General features: G+C 69.3%; 17 protein-coding genes. 8 read left to right on the top strand and 9 right to left on the bottom strand.

The genetic code is table 11. The annotated features are described in order from the left end of the window. Positions 1–26 precede the first annotated feature (26 nt). The 3 genes from leuB to leuC all read right to left on the bottom strand — a co-directional run bounded on the left by leuB (position 27) and on the right by leuC (position 3,242). Positions 27–1,094, bottom strand: a complete 1,068-nt coding sequence (leuB, locus tag HWX31_RS23425) for a 3-isopropylmalate dehydrogenase (protein WP_174962929.1) — start codon at positions 1,092–1,094, stop codon at positions 27–29. 74 nt (positions 1,095–1,168) lie between these two features. After that, positions 1,169–1,819 (bottom strand): 3-isopropylmalate dehydratase small subunit, encoded by a 651-nt coding sequence (gene leuD, locus HWX31_RS23420; protein WP_059609237.1) that lies wholly within the window; start codon positions 1,817–1,819, stop codon positions 1,169–1,171. A gap of 13 nt (positions 1,820–1,832) precedes the next feature. Then, complete coding sequence (gene leuC / locus HWX31_RS23415; RefSeq protein WP_059609238.1) at positions 1,833–3,242, bottom strand: 3-isopropylmalate dehydratase large subunit; 1,410 nt, start codon at positions 3,240–3,242, stop codon at positions 1,833–1,835. Between the two features lie 556 nt (positions 3,243–3,798). Between leuC and HWX31_RS23410 the strand changes: the two genes are divergently transcribed. Genes HWX31_RS23410 through HWX31_RS23380 form a run of 7 tightly spaced genes read left to right on the top strand, consistent with a single transcriptional unit; the run spans position 3,799 to position 10,712 of the window. Beyond that, entirely contained in the window at positions 3,799–4,779 is a 981-nt protein-coding gene (locus HWX31_RS23410; protein WP_174962927.1) for a 3-oxoacyl-[acyl-carrier-protein] synthase III C-terminal domain-containing protein, read from the top strand. Then, on the top strand, positions 4,776–5,789 hold the full coding sequence (locus HWX31_RS23405) for an NAD-dependent epimerase/dehydratase family protein (RefSeq protein WP_174962925.1): 1,014 nt from the start codon (positions 4,776–4,778) through the stop codon (positions 5,787–5,789). Before HWX31_RS23410 ends, HWX31_RS23405 begins: the two co-directional genes overlap by 4 nt. Beyond that, the gene (locus HWX31_RS23400; protein WP_174962923.1) at positions 5,767–6,573 is read left to right on the top strand and encodes an MBL fold metallo-hydrolase; all 807 of its coding nucleotides are present in this window, start codon (positions 5,767–5,769) and stop codon (positions 6,571–6,573) included. The genes HWX31_RS23405 and HWX31_RS23400 overlap by 23 nt, the downstream gene beginning before the upstream one ends. Beyond that, positions 6,573–7,874, top strand: a complete 1,302-nt coding sequence (locus tag HWX31_RS23395; RefSeq protein WP_174962921.1) for a F390 synthetase-related protein — start codon at positions 6,573–6,575, stop codon at positions 7,872–7,874. Before HWX31_RS23400 ends, HWX31_RS23395 begins: the two co-directional genes overlap by 1 nt. Then, positions 7,871–8,473, top strand: a complete 603-nt coding sequence (locus tag HWX31_RS23390) for a phosphatase PAP2 family protein (RefSeq protein ID WP_174962919.1) — start codon at positions 7,871–7,873, stop codon at positions 8,471–8,473. Before HWX31_RS23395 ends, HWX31_RS23390 begins: the two co-directional genes overlap by 4 nt. Then, positions 8,473–9,585, top strand: coding sequence for a sterol desaturase family protein (locus tag HWX31_RS23385; protein ID WP_174962917.1), 1,113 nt, complete (start codon positions 8,473–8,475; stop codon positions 9,583–9,585). The genes HWX31_RS23390 and HWX31_RS23385 overlap by 1 nt, the downstream gene beginning before the upstream one ends. Continuing rightward, positions 9,585–10,712, top strand: a complete 1,128-nt coding sequence (locus HWX31_RS23380; RefSeq protein WP_174962915.1) for a fatty acid desaturase family protein — start codon at positions 9,585–9,587, stop codon at positions 10,710–10,712. The genes HWX31_RS23385 and HWX31_RS23380 overlap by 1 nt, the downstream gene beginning before the upstream one ends. Positions 10,713–10,773: 61 nt before the next feature. Here the strand turns inward: HWX31_RS23380 and HWX31_RS23375 are convergent, their stop codons facing one another. Both HWX31_RS23375 and HWX31_RS23370 read right to left on the bottom strand, forming a co-directional pair. Beyond that, a complete protein-coding gene (locus HWX31_RS23375; protein WP_174962913.1) occupies positions 10,774–11,172 on the bottom strand; it encodes a DUF4440 domain-containing protein in 399 nt (132 codons plus the stop codon). Between the two features lie 10 nt (positions 11,173–11,182). Continuing rightward, positions 11,183–12,568: an MFS transporter gene (locus HWX31_RS23370; protein ID WP_174962911.1), complete on the bottom strand. Its 1,386-nt coding sequence runs from the start codon at positions 12,566–12,568 to the stop codon at positions 11,183–11,185. A gap of 169 nt (positions 12,569–12,737) precedes the next feature. On the opposite strand from HWX31_RS23370, the gene HWX31_RS23365 reads away from it, so the two are divergent. Beyond that, positions 12,738–13,652, top strand: coding sequence for a LysR family transcriptional regulator (locus HWX31_RS23365; protein WP_174962909.1), 915 nt, complete (start codon positions 12,738–12,740; stop codon positions 13,650–13,652). A gap of 39 nt (positions 13,653–13,691) precedes the next feature. Here HWX31_RS23365 and HWX31_RS23360 read toward each other — a convergent pair whose 3' ends face one another. From HWX31_RS23360 to HWX31_RS23345, 4 genes are all read right to left on the bottom strand, one after another. Next, positions 13,692–15,215 (bottom strand): amino acid permease, encoded by a 1,524-nt coding sequence (locus HWX31_RS23360; RefSeq protein WP_174962907.1) that lies wholly within the window; start codon positions 15,213–15,215, stop codon positions 13,692–13,694. A gap of 113 nt (positions 15,216–15,328) precedes the next feature. Then, positions 15,329–15,793: an Lrp/AsnC family transcriptional regulator gene (locus tag HWX31_RS23355; RefSeq protein WP_174962905.1), complete on the bottom strand. Its 465-nt coding sequence runs from the start codon at positions 15,791–15,793 to the stop codon at positions 15,329–15,331. A 99-nt stretch (positions 15,794–15,892) separates the two neighbouring features. Continuing rightward, positions 15,893–16,651 (bottom strand): dimethylarginine dimethylaminohydrolase family protein, encoded by a 759-nt coding sequence (locus HWX31_RS23350; protein ID WP_174962941.1) that lies wholly within the window; start codon positions 16,649–16,651, stop codon positions 15,893–15,895. A gap of 173 nt (positions 16,652–16,824) precedes the next feature. Continuing rightward, positions 16,825–18,069 carry a DUF1479 domain-containing protein gene (locus HWX31_RS23345; RefSeq protein ID WP_174962903.1) on the bottom strand — a complete coding sequence of 415 codons (1,245 nt, stop codon included), beginning with the start codon at positions 18,067–18,069 and terminating at the stop codon, positions 16,825–16,827. Between the last annotated feature and the right edge of the window lie 91 nt (positions 18,070–18,160).

Genomic DNA, 18,160 nt, shown 5'->3' with positions numbered 1-18,160 from the left:
CCGCGTTCGCACCCTTTACTGCCTTCTTACAGCGCCGCAACCACCGCGTCGCCCATCGCGACCGTGCCGACCTGCCGGCAGCCCGGCGTCGCGATGTCGCCGGTGCGGTAGCCCTGCTCGAGCACCTTTTTCACCGCGCGCTCGATGCGATCGGCCTGCTCCGCGCGGTTCAGCGAGTAGCGCAGCAGCATCGCGGCCGACAGGATCGTCGCGAGCGGGTTCGCGATGCCCTTGCCCGCGATGTCGGGCGCCGAGCCGTGCGACGGCTCGTACAGGCCCTTGTTGTTCTTGTCGAGCGACGCCGACGGCAGCATGCCGATCGAGCCGGTCAGCATCGACGCCTCGTCGGACAGGATGTCGCCGAACATGTTGCCGGTCACGACCACGTCGAACTGCTTCGGCGCCTTCGCGAGCTGCATCGCCGCGTTGTCGACGTACATGTGCGACAGCTCGACGTCCGCATACTCCTTCGACACGTCGATCATGACGTCGCGCCAGAACTGCGACGTTTCGAGCACGTTCGCCTTGTCGACCGACGTCAGCTTCTTCGCGCGCTTGCGCGCGGCCTGGAACGCGACGTGCGCGATGCGGCGCACTTCCGGCTCCGAATAGCGCATCGTGTCGAAGCCCTCGCGCGTGCCGGCGAACGGGCCGTCCGGCGCTGCGCGCACGCCGCGCGGCTGGCCGAAGTAGATGTCGCCGTTCAGCTCGCGCACGATCAGGATGTCGAGGCCCGCGACCAGCTCCGGTTTCAGCGGCGATGCATCGACGAGCTGCGGATAGCAGATCGCCGGGCGGAAGTTCGCGAACAGCTCGAGATGCTTGCGCAGGCCGAGGATCGCCTGCTCGGGGCGCAGCGCGCGCTCGAGCGAGTCGTATTTCCAGTCGCCGACCGCGCCGAACAGGATCGCGTCCGCTTCCTTCGCGAGCTTCAGCGTCGCGTCCGGCAGCGGATGGCCGCTTGCCTCGTAGCCCGCGCCGCCGACCGGCGCTTCCTCGAGCTCGAACGTCTCGCCGAGTGCGTTCAGCACCTTCACCGCTTCCTTGACGATTTCCGGACCGATGCCGTCGCCGGGCAGCACTGCAATCTTCATGCGTTATTCCTGACTGGGTAGGTTGTGGATGCGAAGCGGCGCACGCGCGGCGTGCGCCCGCTCGAAGGACGACGTCAGCCGACCAGCTTGTTGTTCAGCCACGGCTGCTTCGCGAGCCGCTCGGCTTCGAACTGGCGGATCTTGTCCGCGTGACGCAGCGTCAGGCCGATGTCGTCGAAGCCGTTCAGCAGGCAGTACTTGCGGAACGCGGCGACGTCGAACGCGTATTCGCGGCCGTCCGGCGCGCGCACGACCTGCGCGTCGAGGTCCACCGTCAGCTGGTAGCCGTTGAACGCGACCGTCTCGTTGAACAGGTGATCGACCTGCTGCTCGGTCAGCACGATCGGCAGCAGGCCGTTCTTGAAGCAGTTGTTGTAGAAGATGTCCGCGAAGCTCGGCGCGATGATCGCGCGGAAGCCGTACTGCTGCAGCGCCCACGGCGCATGTTCGCGCGAGCTGCCGCAGCCGAAGTTCTTGCGTGCGAGCAGGACCGACGCGCCCTGGTAGCGCGGCTGGTTCAGCACGAAGTCCGGGTTCAGCGGACGCTTCGAGTTGTCCTGGCCCGGCTCGCCGTGGTCGAGGTAACGCCATTCGTCGAACGCGTTCGGGCCGAAGCCGGTGCGCTTGATCGACTTCAGGAACTGCTTCGGGATGATCGCGTCCGTGTCGACGTTCTCGCGATCGAGCGGCGCCACGACGCCGGTATGCACTGTGAATTTTTCCATGATCCGTGTCCCGTTACCCCAGCTTGCGAATGTCGACGAAGTGGCCTTCGATCGCCGCCGCCGCCGCCATCGCCGGGCTGACGAGGTGCGTGCGGCCGCCCGCGCCCTGCCGGCCTTCGAAGTTGCGGTTCGACGTCGACGCGCAACGCTCGCCCGGATCGAGCCGGTCGGCGTTCATCGCGAGGCACATCGAGCAGCCCGGCTCGCGCCATTCGAAGCCGGCGTCCGTGAACACCTTGTCGAGCCCTTCGTGCTCGGCCTGCGCCTTCACGAGGCCCGAGCCCGGCACGACCATCGCGAGCCGCACGTTCGGCGCGACGCGGCGGCCGAGCTTCTTCACGACGTACGCGGCCGCGCGGATGTCCTCGATGCGCGCGTTCGTGCACGAGCCGATGAAGATCTTGTCGACGTTGATCGATTCGATCGGCGTGTTCGGCTCGAGCGCCATGTAGGCAAGCGCGCGCTCCATCGCGTCGCGCTTGACCGGATCCTTCTCGCGTTCCGGATCGGGCACGCGGCCGTCGATCGACGTGACCATTTCCGGCGACGTACCCCACGTGACCTGCGGGACGATCTCGGCCGCGTTCAGCTCGACCACGCGGTCGAACTGCGCGCCGTCGTCCGACGTGAACTGGCGCCAGTACTCGACGGCCTGGTCCCATTCCGCGCCGGTCGGCACGAACGGACGGCCTTTCAGGTAGTCGATCGTCGTGTCGTCGACGGCAACCATGCCGGCGCGCGCGCCCGCTTCGATCGCCATGTTGCAGACCGTCATCCGGCCTTCCATCGTCAGCGCGCGGATCGTCGAGCCGCCGAATTCGATCGCGTAGCCGGTGCCGCCCGCGGTGCCGATCTTGCCGATGATCGCGAGCACGATGTCCTTCGCGGTGCAGCCGCGCGGCAGTGCGCCGTCGACCTTCACGAGCATGTTCTTGCTCTTTTTCTGCAGCAGCGTCTGCGTCGCGAGCACGTGCTCCACTTCCGACGTGCCGATGCCGTGCGCGAGCGCGCCGAACGCGCCGTGCGTCGACGTGTGCGAGTCGCCGCACACGATCGTCATGCCGGGCAGCGTCGCGCCCTGCTCCGGGCCGATGATGTGGACGATGCCCTGGCGCACGTCGTTCATCTTGAACTGGGTGATGCCGAAGCTGTCGCAGTTCGCGTCGAGCGTGTCGACCTGCAGCTTCGAGACCGGATCGGCGATGCCGTGGCTGCGGTCCGTCGTCGGCACGTTGTGGTCCGACACGGCCAGGTTCGCGCTGATGCGCCACACCGGGCGGTGCGCGATCTTCAGCCCTTCGAACGCCTGCGGGCTCGTGACTTCATGCAGCAGCTGGCGGTCGATGTAGAGCAATGCCGTGCCGTCGTCCTCGGTGTGGACCACGTGGGTATTCCACAGTTTGTCGTAGAGAGTCTGTGCCATGGGTATGCGGGGTCGTTGTGACTTACAAGCCTTGCGGATGCGGTCGATTATGCCACGCAGATTGCGCTCCGGTGCGCACACGACGAGAAAAAACCCAATAAAAACAGCATCTTGGCTGGTAGTGGCAATACCTGTATCGGCATTACCCGGCAATCGCGTGCGTGCTCATGCGCAGCGCCGATGACTTCTGCCCCGGGACGCCGGCCAGCACCACAATGCGTGCCGCCGAGTAACGTGAGACGGCCCTGCACAACGACGCCGCCCTGTCGGCGACCAATTTTGGTAGCATTCGGCCGGCCTGCAACATGGCTTCCCTGTCGCGAACGACATGCGTCGGCCAACGGCGTCAGAGGGAACCGTCAGCAGCGCGCGCTCCCCGCACCAGCGCGATAACGATCAAGATAATCAAACTGAGAGAAAGAAAGGTGTCCTGTTTCATCGAATGCTTCCCGCCTGACATCCATTCCGCAGGAATCGGTCATCGGCCCTCGAAGTCAAGCATCGCGCGCCGCGTTCGCGCGTGACCGCAGGCACCCCGCTTCCACTGTCCCACGCCATGCTTCCCATTCGAATCATTTGCACCGGCAAGGCGCTGCCGTCGCGGCGCGTCACGTCCAGCGAGCTCGACGCGCTGCTCGAGCACAAGCCGGGTTTCTCGCGCAAGAAGTCGGGCATCGACGTCCGCTACTACGCCGACGACGCCGAAACGCAATCCGGGCTGGCCGCGACCGCGCTGCGTGACGCGCTGCAGCGCGGCCAGGTCGCGCCTGCGTCGATCGACCTGCTGCTGTCCGCGTCGGGCGTCGGCGAGCAGGCGCTGCCCAGCACCGCGAGCCGGATTCTCGGGCCGGCCGGGCTGCCGGCCGGCACCGCCGCGTTCGACGTGAACGCGAGCTGCCTGAGCTTCGTCGCCGCGCTGCAGGTCGCGGCAAGCCTGCTCGCGAGCGGCGCATACCGGCGCATCGCGATCGTCGCGTCGGACCTGGCGTCACGCGGCATCGACTGGAACGACCCGGAAGCATCGCTGATCTTCGGCGACGGCGCGGCCGCCGCGATCGTCGAGCGCGGCGATGCGGCAACCGGCATCGAGGCGTTCCGGATGGAAACCTACCCCGCAGGCAACGCGTTCTGCGAAGTCCGCGCAGGCGGCACGCGCCGCAATCCGCGCATCGGCGCCGAGCCGGCCGACTACCTGTTCCGGATGGACGGCAAGCGCGTGTTCCGGCTCGCGTCCACGGTGATCGGCGGCTTCCTCGAGCAGCTGTTCGGCGGCAACGCGCACGCGGCGCGCAACGTCGACGTCGTGATCCCGCATCAGGCGAGCCACCTCGCGATGGAACACATCCGCAAGCGTCTGGGCATGCGCCCCGAGTCGCTCGTCGACATCTACGCGCAGCACGGCAACCAGGTCGCGGCGTCGATCCCGACCGCGCTGCACGAAGCGATCGAGCAGGGACGCTTCACGCGCGGCACCCGCGCGCTGCTGATCGGCACCGCGGCCGGACTGACGGTTGGCGGGATGGTGCTCGTCGCATGAAGATCCTCGTGACCGGCGCGACGAGCGGGCTCGGCCGCAACGCCGTCGACGCACTGCTGGCGGACGGCCGCGCCGTGCGCGCAACCGGCCGCAATCTCGAAGCGGGTGAGGCGTTGCGCGCGGCCGGCGCCGAGTTCGTGCCGGCGGAGCTCGCGACGCTCGACGACGCGCAGGCCGACGCGCTGCTGCGCGACGTCGATGCGGTCTGGCACTGCGCGGCGCTGTCGTCGCCGTGGGGCCGGCGCGACGACTTCGTCGCGTCGAACGTGACCGCAACCCGCCGGCTCGCGCAAGCGGCCGCCGCGCGCGGCGTGCCGCGCTTCGTGCACGTATCGACGCCGTCGATCTACTTCGACTACCGGCATCACCAAGACATCGACGAGTCGTATCGCGCCGCGCGCTTCGTGAATCACTACGCGGCGACCAAGGCGCAGGCAGAAGACGAGCTGTGCGCGCTCGCCGGCGCGCATCCCGGCACGACCTTCGTGCTGCTGCGCCCGCGCGGGCTGTTCGGCCCGCACGACCGCGTGATCGTGCCGCGCATCCTGCAGCTGCTGCACGCGCGACGCGGCGTGCTGCCGCTGCCGCGCGGCGGCGCCGCGCTCGTCGACCTGACCTACGTCGGCAACGTCGTGCATGCGCTGCGCGTCGCGACGCACGCGCAGGTCGCATCGGGCGCCGCATTCAACATCACGAACTTCGAGCCGTGCACGCTCGCGTCGCTGCTCGAACGCCTGCTCGGCGACACGCTTCAGCTGCGCTACCGGATCCGCGCGCTGCCGTATCCGCTGCTGGACGCGCTCGCACGCGTTTCCGAGCTGGGCGGCCACGCGCGCGGCCGCGAGCCGCTGCTCACGCGCTACGGGATCGGCGCGCTTCATTTCGACATGACGCTCAGCAACACGCGCGCCGCCGCACTGCTCGGCTACCGGCCGCCGATCTCGATCGACGACGGCATACGTCTCACCGCGGACTGGATTCGTACGCATGGCAACCATTACGGCATTTGAGGCAGGCTACTGCACCCATCCCGGCTGCGTCGCGCTGCGAGGCGCAGGCTTCTCCGCGTGCGCGTTCCCGTCGCGCTGCTACCTGCTGCAGGCGAACGGCCGGCGCTGGCTGTGGGACACCGGCTACGCGTCGCACTTCCTCGACCACACGCGGCGCGGCGTGTTCGCGCTGTACCGCAAGGTGACGCCCGTGTACTTCAACGCCACCGACGCGATCGCCGCGCAGCTCGCGCGCGAAGGCCTGCGCCCCGCCGATCTCGCGGGCGTCGTGGTGTCGCACTTCCACGGCGACCACATCGCGGGCCTGCGCGACTTCCCGGGCGTGCCGATGATCTGTTCCGGGGACGGCTGGCGCGCGACGCGCCCGCTGCGCGGCATCGCGGCGCTCAGGCGCGGCTTCGTGCCGGGCCTGATGCCGGACGACTTCGACGCACGCGCGTGCTTCGTCGAAAGCTTCGAGCGCGTCGCGCTGCCCGCCGAGCTCGCGCCGTTCGAGCACGCCTACGCGCTGCCGAACGCCGGCGGCGACATCCTGCTGGTCGAACTGCCCGGCCACGCGGCGGGCCATCTCGGCGCGTTCGTCGCGACCGACAGCGGCTGGGTGCTGCTCGCGTCGGATTCGGCGTGGTCGCCGCAGGGCTACCGCGAGCCGCGCGGACCGTCGCGGATCGCGCACCTGATCATGGACGATCCGCGCGCCTATTACGCGACGCTCGACCGGCTGCATCAGCTCGACGCCGGCGGCCGCGCGACGATCCTGCTTACACACGAGGGCGCACTGTGATGCAGCCGCACCGCCTGCTGTGGGCCTACGCCCGCACTCGCACGCGCCGCTTCGCGGACCGCGCGGCGCTCGAACGCCACCAGGCGCGCGGGCTCGAACGATTCGCGCGCACCGTGCTCGCGCGCAGCCCGTGGTTCGCGCCGTACGCGAGCCAGCCGCGCGACGCATGGCCGCTGATGGACAAGGCGGCGATGCTCGCGCACTTCGACGCGATGAACACCGCGGGGCTGACGCTCGACGAGGTGCTCGCGTGCGCGCATCGCGCCGAGCAGTCGCGCGACTTCAGCCCGATGCTCGGGCGCTACAGCGTCGGCCTGTCGTCGGGCACGTCCGGCAGCCGCGGCGTGTTCGTCGCGAGCCCGGCCGAGCGCGCGACATGGGCCGGCGTGCTGCTCGCGAAGCTGCTGCCGCACGGGCTGCTGCATCGCGAACGGGTCGCGCTGTTCCTGCGCGCGAACAACCGGCTGTACACGGCGGTCCGCACGCCGTGGCTGTCGTTCGGGTTCTTCGACCTGTTCGAGCCGTTCGAGTCGCTGGTCGCGCAGCTCGATGCGTACCGGCCGACGATCGTCGTCGCGCCGGCCCAGGTGCTGTGCTCGCTCGCGATCGCCGTGCGCGAAGGCCGGCTGGCCGTGCGGCCGGCTCGCGTCATCGCGGTCGCCGAAGTGCTGGAGCCGCTCGACCGCGTGCTGCTGGCCGAGACGTTCGGCCGCGTCGACGAGGTCTACCAGGCGACCGAGGGCTTCCTCGGCGCGACGTGCGCGCACGGCACGCTGCACCTGAACGAGGAATTCCTCCACGTCGAACCGCAGTGGCTCGACGACACGCGCTTCGTGCCGGTCATCACCGACTTCACGCGTTCCACGCAGCCGATCGTCCGCTACCGGCTCGACGACGTGCTCGCGGTGCGCCGCACACCCTGCCCTTGCGGCAGCCCGGCGCTCGCGATCGAGCGGATCGAGGGGCGCTGCGACGACATGCTGGTGCTGCCCGGCCACGACGGCACGCCGCGCACCGTGTTCGCCGACGTCTGCGCGCGGGCGCTCGCGCAGGCGCTGCCGCTGCACGCCGACTACCGGCTGACGCAGACGGCGCCCGCCGCGCTCTCGCTCGCGGTCGACACGGGCGTGGACGGTGCGGGCTCCGGCGCGCTCGCCGCGTGCCGGCAGCATCTCGTCGACGTGTTCGCGCGGCTCGGCGTCGCCACGGACGCGCTCACGTGGACCCTGAGCCCGGTCGTGCCCGCGCGCGACTTCACGCAGAAGCGGCGCCGCATCGTCCGCGCGAAGGAGGCGCGATGATCGCGCTGCCGCCGCGACTGCGCGCGCTGGCGCTCGGCTGGGGCGCGGTCGGCGTTGCCTATACCCTGTCCAGCCTGCTGCAGGGCCCCGGGACGGTACTCACCGAAAGCGCGCTCGACCGGCTCGTCCCATTCGATCCGAGCGGCGTGTGGCTCTACCTGTCGTTCTTTGCGCTGATCCCGTATGCGTACCTTCGCGCGGACGCCGCACGCGTGGCTTGGCTGATGCGCGCGATGCAGTTCGGCGCGCTCGTGTCCGGCATCGTCTTCGTGCTGTTCCCGACCACGCTGCACTACCCGCCCGTCACCGGCGCGTCGTTGAGCGCCGCCGCGTTGCGGCTCCTCGCGGCGGGCGATTCCGCGCAGAACTGCCTGCCGTCGCTGCACGCGGCGCTGACCTGCCTCGCGGCGCGCGCACTCGTCGACACGCGCCGTCCGTGGCGCAGCACGCTCGTCGTGCTGTGGAGCGCGGCGATCACCTACTCGATCGTACAGACGCGCCGCCACCTGGCGCTCGACATTTCGGCGGGCGTGCTCGTCGCGCTCGCCTGCGGGATGCTCGCCGCAAGGCTGCCCGCGTTCTCCCGGAGGACCGCTTGATGAATGTGTTCGCTTTACCGCTCGCCGTGATGGTGGCGCTCGTGGTCGCCGACGTGGCCGGCCTGCGCTGGCTGCGCGGGCAGCGCGCGCCGTGGCGCGACGTGATCTTCAACCTGAATTCCGGGCACATCGTGCTGTGGCTGTTCCGCGGCGCCGAGGTCGCGGTGTTCGCGTGGCTGTCCGCGCACGCGAACCTGCACTGGGTCGACCGGCTCGGCGTGCCCGGCGTCTGGATCTTCACGTTCTTCGCGTGGGATTTCTGCTTCTACTGGCTGCACCGGCTGCATCACAAGATTCCGCTGATGTGGGCGGTCCACGTCGTCCACCACGAAGGCGAGCATTTCAACCTGTCGCTCGGCGTGCGCAATTCGTGGTACTCGTCGCTTACGTCGATCCCGTTCTTCGCGGGCCTCGCCATGCTCGGCGTGCCCGTCGAGGCGTTCGTGCTGGTGGGCGGGTTTCACTATTCGGTGCAGTTCTACAACCACTGCGGCACGATCTACCGGTCCGGCTGGCTCGACCGCTTCTTCGTGACGCCGGCGAACCACCGGGTCCATCATGGCCTGAACCCGGAATACATCGACAAGAACTTCGGCGGCACGCTGCTGATCTGGGACAAGCTGTTCGGCACCTACCAGCGCGAACTGCCGCATGCGCCGATCCGCTACGGCGTGCACGACGCGGTGCGCTCCGACAATCCGTTCTGGGCGAACAACATCCCGGTGCTGCGCTACCTCGGGCTCGCGGCGCCCCGGCTGCCCGCGCGCGATCCGCTGCGGATCGGCGACGGCTGGATCGCGACGGGCGGGCTCGCGCTGTTCGCGGTCGTCATTTACTACGTGCACCGGCAAGGCACCTTCCCCGCGCCGCAGCAGCCGCTGCTGTTCGGCTGGATCGCCGCGCAGACGATCGCGCTCGGCGCGCTGTCGGACGGACGCGCGTGGGCGCGCACCGCATGGAGCGTCGCGGCGCTCGCGATGCCGGCCTGTTTCATCGTCGGGTTCGGCTGGCGCGATCCGCTCGGCTGTGCGCTCGTCGCGCTGGTCGGACTGCACGGCGCCGCCTGCCTGTTCGCGCGCGAGCGGCACCGCGCGATGCTCGGAGCACGCTGATGGACCCGCGACCCGCCACCCACGTGTGGCCCGAAGGCACGCCGCCGTTCGACGCGGAGCTGCGCATCGCATCCGCCGCCTACCTGCGCGGGGCAAACGATCACCGCTACGCGGACGCGCGGCAATGGCTCAAGGGCGCCGTCCTGCTGAGCGCCGCACTCGGCGCAGGCGGTGTCGCGCTGACGGCCGGCGGCCCGGCACGCTTCGCGCTCGGGTACGTCGCGTTCGTGATGCTGTTCGCAGTGCTCGCGATCAACTTCATGCATGACGCCGCGCACGGCACGCTGATCGGGCCGCCTCGCGTCTCGCCCGCCGCGGGCCGCCGGCTGAACGCGTGGATCGCGCGCGCGGTCACCGTGCCGCTCGGGATCGAGCCGGCGTACTGGCGCGTACGCCACATCGCGTTTCATCACCCGTACGCGAACATCGAGGGCCGCGATCTCGATCTGGAGGAAAACTTCTTCCTGTGCCAGACGCCGTTCCAGACGCGCCGCCCGCACCACCGCTACCAGCACCTGTACTGGCCGCTGATCGCGGCACTGTCGATGCCGTACATCGGCTGGATCTACGACTGGTCGGATCGGCTCGGCAAGACGCCCGTCGCGCGGCACCGCCCGCTGCCCGGCGTGCGCGGCTGGCTCACGTTCGTCGGCGCGAAGCTCACGCACTTCGCGCTGATGCTCGCGCTGCCCGTCTGGGCACTACACGGAACAGGCATCGGATGGGGCGGTGTCATCGCCGCATATGTGATCGCGCAGATGTGCGCATCGTGCTTCGTCGTCGGGCTGCTGCTCGGCACGCACTGGGCCGACGTTGCGTTCTACCGCGCGCCCGACTGCGAGCCGCTGCCGCACGGCTGGCGCGAGCATGGACTGCATACGGCAGTCGACTGGCTGCCCGAGCCGCGCTGGCTCGCGTTCTGGCTCGGCGGGCTGCACCGCCACGCGACCCATCATCTGTTCCCGACCTGGCACCATCGCCACTGCGACGCGCTCGCGGCGCTCGCCGCGCCGATCGCCGCGCGCCACGGCGTGCCATACCGGGTGCTCACCTACCGCGAGCTGATCGCCGCGCAGCGGCGATTCCTGAAGCAAATGGGCGGGGCGGCCCGGACGGAGTCGGAATGACGTCGTCGAGGTCCGGTCCTCCTCTTGCCGATGCGCAAGCTGGAGGCCACCCGACGCGGCATCAGCCCGCAACCGGCGTTTCGTGCAGATGCCGCCACACGATGCGCCCGTGCGCATCGCGCTCGAATACGACGGTCGAGCGCCTGACGGTGCATCGTCCCATCCCGTCGGTCTGTGTCTCGCGGTAGCCGATCACCGCGCCGCCATCGCATGCGGCGATTTCCCGACATTCGTCGATCTCGATCCGCAGCCCGGGGCGCGCATTCCATCCCTGCGAAAACAGCGCGTCGACGCCCGCGTAACCGATCGGCGCACCTTGCACCGTAATCATCGAGAACTGCGGCGAAAAACGCGCCAGCAGCGTCGCGAGCCGCCCGGGCTCCGCGCGGCCGGACAGCCATGCTTCGATGTCGACGTGCGCGTCGACGACTTCCTGGAAATACGGATTCGACAGTTTCAAGGCAAGCTCCTCAGGATCGTTGGGAAACCGGTTGCGCGACCACGGCGGGACGTGTTGCAAGCCGTGCGACGAGCCACAGCGGGATCAGCGTCAGCGCGGCCGCGAGCGCGAAGCTCTGCCGGTAAGGCAGCAATGCCGGGCCGCCCGCGTCGAGCGCCAGCAGCCCGTTGAACGCGCTGCCGAGCACCGCGACGCCGACACAGAAGCTCAGTTGCCGGTTCAGGTTCCACAGCGCGCTCGCGTCGCCCATGCGCTCCGCCGGCACGTCGACGAACGCCGCGCTCTGCGCGGTGCTCGTGCACAGGCTGGCGCCGAACCCCATCGCGGCGAACGCGGCCACGCGCCCCGCGTCGATCGCGGCCAGCGGCGTCGCGAGCAGCACGATGCCCGCGCAGTCCACCACGATGCCGCCGACGAACAGCGGCTTCGCGCCCCAGCGCGGCAAGCCCCGGCGCGTCGTCGCGATGGCGGCGAACGACGCGATCGCCCACGGCGCCATCAGCGCGCCCGCATGCGTGGCACTCAACCCGAGGCCGTTCTGCAAGTACAGCGCGGCGACGAGATTGACGCCCACGAATACTCCCGGCACGCACAGATAGATGACGACGCCGACACGCAGCAGCGGCTGCGCGAGCAGGCCGAGATCGAGCAGCGGCGCGGCGGCGCGGCGCGCGTGCCACGCGTAGCCGATGCCGGCGGCGAGCGCGGCCGCGAGCGTCGGCATCGCGAGCCGGCCCGCGCCGGGCTGGCCGGCGAACGTCAGGCCGAACAGCAGCGCGACGAGCGCCATGGCGCTCAGGCCGAATCCCGGCCAGTCGAGCGGCTCGGGCCGCGCACGCGCGCCGTCGGGCGGCAGCCACGCGAGCGCGAGGCCGCAGGTCGCGACCGCGAGCGGCAGCATGCCGGCGAAGATCGCCCGCCACGACACCCGGTCGACGACGATGCCGCCGAGCGCCGGCGACAGCGCGGGCACGAGCAGCGCGACCATCATCACGACCGACGTCAGATGCGCGCGCGCGTCCGGCGGGTACGCGCGATACGTCATCGCCTGCCCGACCGGGATCAGCAGGCCGCCGCCGAGCCCCTGGATCAAGCGCCATGCGAGCAGCGCGCCGATCGACGCGGACAGCGCGACACCGAGGCTCGCGCACCCGAACAGCAGCAGCGACGCCGACAGCACGCGCCGCTCGCCGACCCGGCGCGCGAGCCATGCGCCGAGCGGGATCACGACGGTCAGGCCGAGCACGTACGCGTTGCCGACCCACGCGAGCTGCGCGACCGACGCGTGCAGTTCGCGCTGCAGCGCCGGATACGCGGCGTTGAGCATGAACATGTTGGCGAGATCGATCGCGAAGCCGAGCAGATAGACGGCGGCGATCCTGGAGCGGTCGGACATGTCGGCGGAACTCGAACGAAACGCCGCAGTGTAAGGTCCGAAGGCCGCGCGGATAAGGCCGGCGATGCGAACGGTCCGGTCGAAAAATTTTGACAATCCGCGCGCGCCGCCGCGCATTCCCGGTACCCTTCGATCCGGATATCGTTTTCGCACGGAGATCGACACAACCATGGTGAGCCTGGATCGTTTCGCCGTCTTCCGCGCCGTGGCCGAAGCGGGTTCGTTCACGGCCGCCGCGGCCGCGCTGAACCAGGCGCGCGCGGCCGTCAGCTTCAACATCAAGCAGCTCGAAGCCGAGCTGGGCGTCACGCTCCTCACGCGCACGACCCGACGGGTCGAGCTGACCGACGCGGGCGAGCGCTTCTACAAGCGCTGCCTGCGCGTACTCGACGAAGCCGACAGCGCGATCGACGACGCACGCGGCGAGCACGGCGGCATGCACGGCAGCCTGCGGGTGACGTCGACGGTCGAATATGCGTCGATGGTCGTCGCGCCGGCGCTGCACGCGTTCACGCAGCAGCACCCCGCGCTGCGGGTGCGGCTCGAGACGCATACGTCGCAGGTCGACCTCGTGCGCGACCGCTTCGACGTCGCGATCCGGCTCGGCCGCGCGGAGCAGTTCGCGGACCTGCCGTATCGCGGCGTGTGTCTCAGCAGCTACGACGTCCGGCCGGTCGCATCCCCGGCACTGCTCGCGACGGCCGGCGCGGCGCGCATCGACACGCCCGATGCGCTCGCCCGCCTGCCCCAGCTCGGGCACAGCCAGCTCGAGCGCGTTGCCGCGTGGCCCCTCGTGAGCCGCGACGGCGGCGAGCACGTGTTCCGGCCGAGCGCGAAACCACGGCTCGTCGTCGACAACGCGTCGGTGCTGCGCGAGTTGGCCCGGCAAGGCAGCGGTGTTGCGCTGCTGCCGGAATGGCTCGTGCGCGACGATCTCGCGCGCGGCGTGCTGGTCGATGCGCTGCCGGGCTACCGCTTTCCGCCGCAAAGCGTGTACGCGCTGTACGTGTCGACGCGACATGTGCCGCAGAAGGTGCGCGCGTGGGTGGATTTCATGAAGGCGTACCTGAAGAAGGCCCGCTGACGCGGCGGCGTTGGCGATGCCCCGAAACCCGGCGTACGGTCAACGCTTCGCGCCGGACGCCGCATCGACCGCTTCGACGGACCGGTTCAGCCACGGGCCGATCTCCATGTCCTCGTAGCGCACCAGCCGGCTCTTGCGGACGCGCCGATAGCCGCACCAGATCGCGACGAACAGCGGAATCCACACATAGATCGACAGCACCTCCATCCAGTCGATTTTCTCGGCGAAGAACGCCTGATAGTCCTGCCCGAGCGAAATCGCGAGACAGACCGCGATCGCGAACAAAGGCCCGAACGGGAACCACTTCGCGCGATACGGCAGCTGGTCGAGCCGGTAGCCCTGCGTCAGGAAGCCCTTGCGAAACCGGTAGTGGCAGACGGCGATGCCGAGCCACGCGATGAAGCCGGTGATGCCGACCGTGTTCAGCAGCCACAGATAGATCCGCTGGTTGTCGGCCAGCGACGTCAGGAAGCACAGCCCGCCGACCGCCATCGTCGCGTACAGCGCATTGCGCGGCACGCCGCCCGGCGACAGCGTCGCGAACATCGCCGGCGCGCGGCCTTCGCTCGCGAGCGTGTACAGCATTCGCGTCGCCGCATACGTGCCGGAATTGCCGGCGGACAGCACCGCGGTCAGGATCACGAGATTCATCGCGCCCGCGGCAAGCGGAAAACCGGCATGGCTGAAGACCAGCGTGAACGGGCTCACGCCGATGTCGGTGACGTCGCTTTTCAGCAGGTTCGGGTCCGTGTACGGAATCAGCAGGCCGATCACGAAGATCGCGAGCACGTAGAACAGCATGATGCGCCAGAAGATCTGCTTCACCGCGCGCGGGATCGTCTTGCGCGGATGCTCGGATTCGCCGGCCGTGATCCCCACCAGCTCGGTGCCGAGGAACGAGAACCCGGCGATCAGCGCGACACTCATCATCGCGTGCACGCCGCCGACGAACGGCGCATCGCCCGTCGTGAAATTGCGCCAGCCGACCGCGTGCCCGTTCCCGAGCAGGCCGGCCGCGATCAGCAGCCCGGCCGCGATGAACGCGACGACGGTGACGACCTTGATCAGCGAGAACCAGTATTCGGATTCGCCGAAGCCGCGCACGGACAGCGTGTTCAGCAGGAAGATCAGCACCAGGAAGCCCGCGCCCCACCAGACGCCCGGCACGCCGGGAAACCAGTAGCGCATCACGATCTGTGCGGCCACGAGCTCGATCGCGATCGTCACGGCCCAGCTGTACCAGTAGGTCCAGCCGAGCGCGACGCCGAAGCCTGCGTCGACGTATTGCTCGCCGTAGACCGCGAACGATCCCGATACCGGCATCAGCGCGGCCATTTCGCCGAGCCCCGTGACGACGAAATAGACCATCAGCCCGATCACGACATAAGCGGCGATCGCCCCGCCCGGCCCCGCCTGCGCGACCGATGCGCCGGACGCGACGAACAGCCCGGTGCCGATCGAGCCGCCGATCGCGATCATCGCGATGTGGCGGCCCTGCAGGCGGCGCTTCAGCGTCGTCGTCGACGGCGCGGCCGCCCCTTCTGTCGCTTGCAATGCATCCATGTCGTTCACCCCGGGAAAATCCGATTCGATTATTTTGATTCGGTATGCAAATTAACCGGCATGATCTTTTGCGTCGATTGCCTGCGGATTCAGACTCGAAGCAGCGCGCGACGTTACGCGCCGCTGCGCTTGATCACCTGCAGCTCCGCGGTCGTGACGATCTTCTCGATCCTGAAGCGCCGGCTCTCGAGCCATGCGTTCGCGATCCGGCGATACTCGTCGAGATCCTCGCAAGCAAGCCGCACGAGAAAGTCGAACGTGCCGCTGACGAGCCAGCAGTCGAGCACCGCCGGATTCGTGCGCATCTCCTCTTCGAACGGCGTCTGCGAGCGCCCGTGATCGGCGAGCACGATCTGCGCGAGCACGACGATCGACTTCTTGTCGCGCGGCGCGTGGATCACCGCGCGGTAGCCCGCGATGATCCCCAGCGCCTCGAGCCGCTCCACGCGAGCCTGGCATGGCCGCGGCGTCAGGTTCACGCGCTCCGACAACTGCCGGTACGAGATTCGTCCTTCATTGCGCAGGATGTCGAGGATCCGGAGATCGATCTTGTCGAGCTGCATCTTCTTGTCGGGCATCCGCGTTCGCTCCAGTCGGGTGATGGCTGGCGCGCGCAGCCGATCCGGCTTCGCACGCGCGCCCCATTATCCGGCCGAACCGCGGCGCATGCCATCCGGTCAGAACCGCAGCGACAGGCAGGTCAGGCCGCCGTCCATCTTGCGGAACTCGCTCGTGTCGATCACGTGCAGCGGCAGGCCCAGCGGTTCGAGGCTGGCATGAACGCGCGGATAGCCGGCCGGCGTGATCAGCGCGTCGTTCACGCGCAGCGTGTTGCCCGCGTATTCGTCGGCCGGCGCGACCACGATCCGCCGGAACCCCGCGAACGCGGCGTGCCCGGCCAGCGCCTCGTTGACGAGCAGCGTGTCGTCGCCGACGCAGTTGACGACCGACTTCAGATGCAGCCCCTCGCCGACCGGCACCGCGACGACCGTATAGCCATACGGCGCGACCAGCGACTCGAACGCCGCGATGCCGTCGGCGTCGGTGCGGCCGGTCAGCCCGATGTAGAAGCGCTTGCCGACCAGCATCACGTCGCCGCCGTCGAGACGGCCGTCGCGCATCGGCAGCAGGTCGCGATGCGCGGCGAGCGGCGCTTCGATGTGCGCGGTTTCGCCGCGCCGCGCGGGCGCGCCCGGACGCGTGACGACCGCGAATTCCGGCGTGACCACGGCCACGTCCTCGACGAAGTGCGCATCCGGAAACGCGTCGAGCGGCGGCAGCTCGACGAGCGCGACGCCGAGCTTGCGCAGCGTGTCGCAGTACGCGTGGAACTGCGTCAGCGTCCTGTCGTAATCGGGTGCGCCGAGCTGCGCGGTCGTGAGGCCGGCGGCGCACGATGCGGCCGGGCGACGAACGATGGCTTGCGTGAACTGCATCGACTCCTCCTTGGTCATGAGCGGCGGCCGGCGCGAAGCGCCGTGCCGCCGCCCTGTGTTCCAGACCATTATCGGGAGTCAAAATAGGCCGGTTGCGTCGATTTCCGCTGCGCGGACAGCCGATTGCGTCGAATTGACGTAGGCGCGCAGCCGATTCGGCGGCGCGCCGGCTGTTACAGCCCGAACCCCATCTGCGCGCGGCCGAGCAGCGTCAGGTCCCCTTCCCCGCCCCGCCCGTCGAACCCGACCTCGAAGTGATCGGCCGGAAAATCCGGCGGGCTTTCGCCGTGCAGGAATGCGGGCAGCTGCCGACGCAGATACGCGTCGTTCTTCGCGCAGCCCGGCGCGGCGGCGATATACATCACGTTGCTGTCGCCGCTGCCGCGATGCGCATCCTCGACCGCATGTACGACGTCGCCATGCCAGAACACCGCATCGCCCGGCTCCATGTGCGGAATCGGCACCAGCGCGTCGAGCAGCGGCGCATGCCACTCGGGCAGGATCGACAGCGCGCGGCCGGGGCGCGCGCCGCACAGGTCGTCGTCGGCCACGTCGTCCTGCAGCGCGCGCAGCACGACGTACGCCATCGCGTTCGCGACCGGAACGAGCTGCAGCGTGCCGTCGCCGGGCCCCTGCGGCGTCAGTGCGGTCCAGCCCTGGAACGTGCGGAACATCGAGCACACGGCCGGCGACGGAATCTCCTCGACGTCGGGACGGAATTCCGCGTCGAACGGGTCGTACGCGCGCCAGTTGCCGGCCAGCACGTGCCGGTAGACCCGGCGGAAGTTCGCGCCGAGCCAGCGCTCGACGGACCCGCCGTCGACGTGCGGCGACAGTCCGAGCGACGTCGAGCCGGGCGGCCGGCGGCGAATCCGGTCCGCATAGGCCGGCACCTGCTCCGGATCGAAGTGCGCACGCGCGCCGTCCGCATGACGCCACAGCCGGTTCAGGAACACGCGCGCCTGCGTGAGCGCCGGCGACTGGCGCGCGGCCAGCTGCGGCTTCGACCAGTAGACGCCATAGATCTGCGGCTTGCCGGACGCAAGGTTGCCGAAGTAGCGGTCCTCGGCGCGTGCGTGCAGCCGGTCCGCCAGGCGATTCGTGTCGAGATAGGCGCCGATCTCGTCGTTCCAGTCGCGCGCCTGCTGCGCGTCGAACACGCCGCGAATCACGCACGCGCCGCGCGCGCGGAGCGCATCGATCACGAGCGGGTCGACCGTCCCGTTCGCGATATGCGCGAACGGCAGCACCGGAATCACGTCGTCGCCGCGTGCGTGCGCGCGACGAATCGCATCGACCTGTCGCGCGATGTCGCCCTCCAGTTCCCTGAACGCGGTGGCATAGCCGGGCAAGTCCGCGCGCAGCGTCCGTTTCGCGGTGCGAATCGCGGCCGGCAGGTCGTCGATCGTCAGTGGCATCTTTGTCTCCAGTCGTGGGGTTGGAACGTGATGCAAGCTTATTGCCGCCGCATCCCGTCCCTTACCGCGATCCGGTCAACTATCGATACAA

The organism is Burkholderia ubonensis (assembly GCF_902833085.1).
GTDB lineage: Bacteria > Pseudomonadota > Gammaproteobacteria > Burkholderiales > Burkholderiaceae > Burkholderia > Burkholderia ubonensis.
This window is presented reverse-complemented; position numbering and strand designations above follow the sequence as displayed.

Coding starts and splice junctions, on each gene's coding strand:
- leuB (WP_174962929.1), bottom strand. CDS start 1,094: ATGAAGATTGCAGTGCTGCCCGGCGACGGCATCGGTCCGGAAATCGTC.
- leuD (WP_059609237.1), bottom strand. CDS start 1,819: ATGGAAAAATTCACAGTGCATACCGGCGTCGTGGCGCCGCTCGATCGC.
- leuC (WP_059609238.1), bottom strand. CDS start 3,242: ATGGCACAGACTCTCTACGACAAACTGTGGAATACCCACGTGGTCCAC.
- HWX31_RS23410 (WP_174962927.1), top strand. CDS start 3,799: ATGCTTCCCATTCGAATCATTTGCACCGGCAAGGCGCTGCCGTCGCGG.
- HWX31_RS23405 (WP_174962925.1), top strand. CDS start 4,776: ATGAAGATCCTCGTGACCGGCGCGACGAGCGGGCTCGGCCGCAACGCC.
- HWX31_RS23400 (WP_174962923.1), top strand. CDS start 5,767: ATGGCAACCATTACGGCATTTGAGGCAGGCTACTGCACCCATCCCGGC.
- HWX31_RS23395 (WP_174962921.1), top strand. CDS start 6,573: ATGCAGCCGCACCGCCTGCTGTGGGCCTACGCCCGCACTCGCACGCGC.
- HWX31_RS23390 (WP_174962919.1), top strand. CDS start 7,871: ATGATCGCGCTGCCGCCGCGACTGCGCGCGCTGGCGCTCGGCTGGGGC.
- HWX31_RS23385 (WP_174962917.1), top strand. CDS start 8,473: ATGAATGTGTTCGCTTTACCGCTCGCCGTGATGGTGGCGCTCGTGGTC.
- HWX31_RS23380 (WP_174962915.1), top strand. CDS start 9,585: ATGGACCCGCGACCCGCCACCCACGTGTGGCCCGAAGGCACGCCGCCG.
- HWX31_RS23370 (WP_174962911.1), bottom strand. CDS start 12,568: ATGTCCGACCGCTCCAGGATCGCCGCCGTCTATCTGCTCGGCTTCGCG.
- HWX31_RS23365 (WP_174962909.1), top strand. CDS start 12,738: ATGGTGAGCCTGGATCGTTTCGCCGTCTTCCGCGCCGTGGCCGAAGCG.
- HWX31_RS23360 (WP_174962907.1), bottom strand. CDS start 15,215: ATGGATGCATTGCAAGCGACAGAAGGGGCGGCCGCGCCGTCGACGACG.
- HWX31_RS23355 (WP_174962905.1), bottom strand. CDS start 15,793: ATGCCCGACAAGAAGATGCAGCTCGACAAGATCGATCTCCGGATCCTC.
- HWX31_RS23350 (WP_174962941.1), bottom strand. CDS start 16,651: ATGCAGTTCACGCAAGCCATCGTTCGTCGCCCGGCCGCATCGTGCGCC.
- HWX31_RS23345 (WP_174962903.1), bottom strand. CDS start 18,069: ATGCCACTGACGATCGACGACCTGCCGGCCGCGATTCGCACCGCGAAA.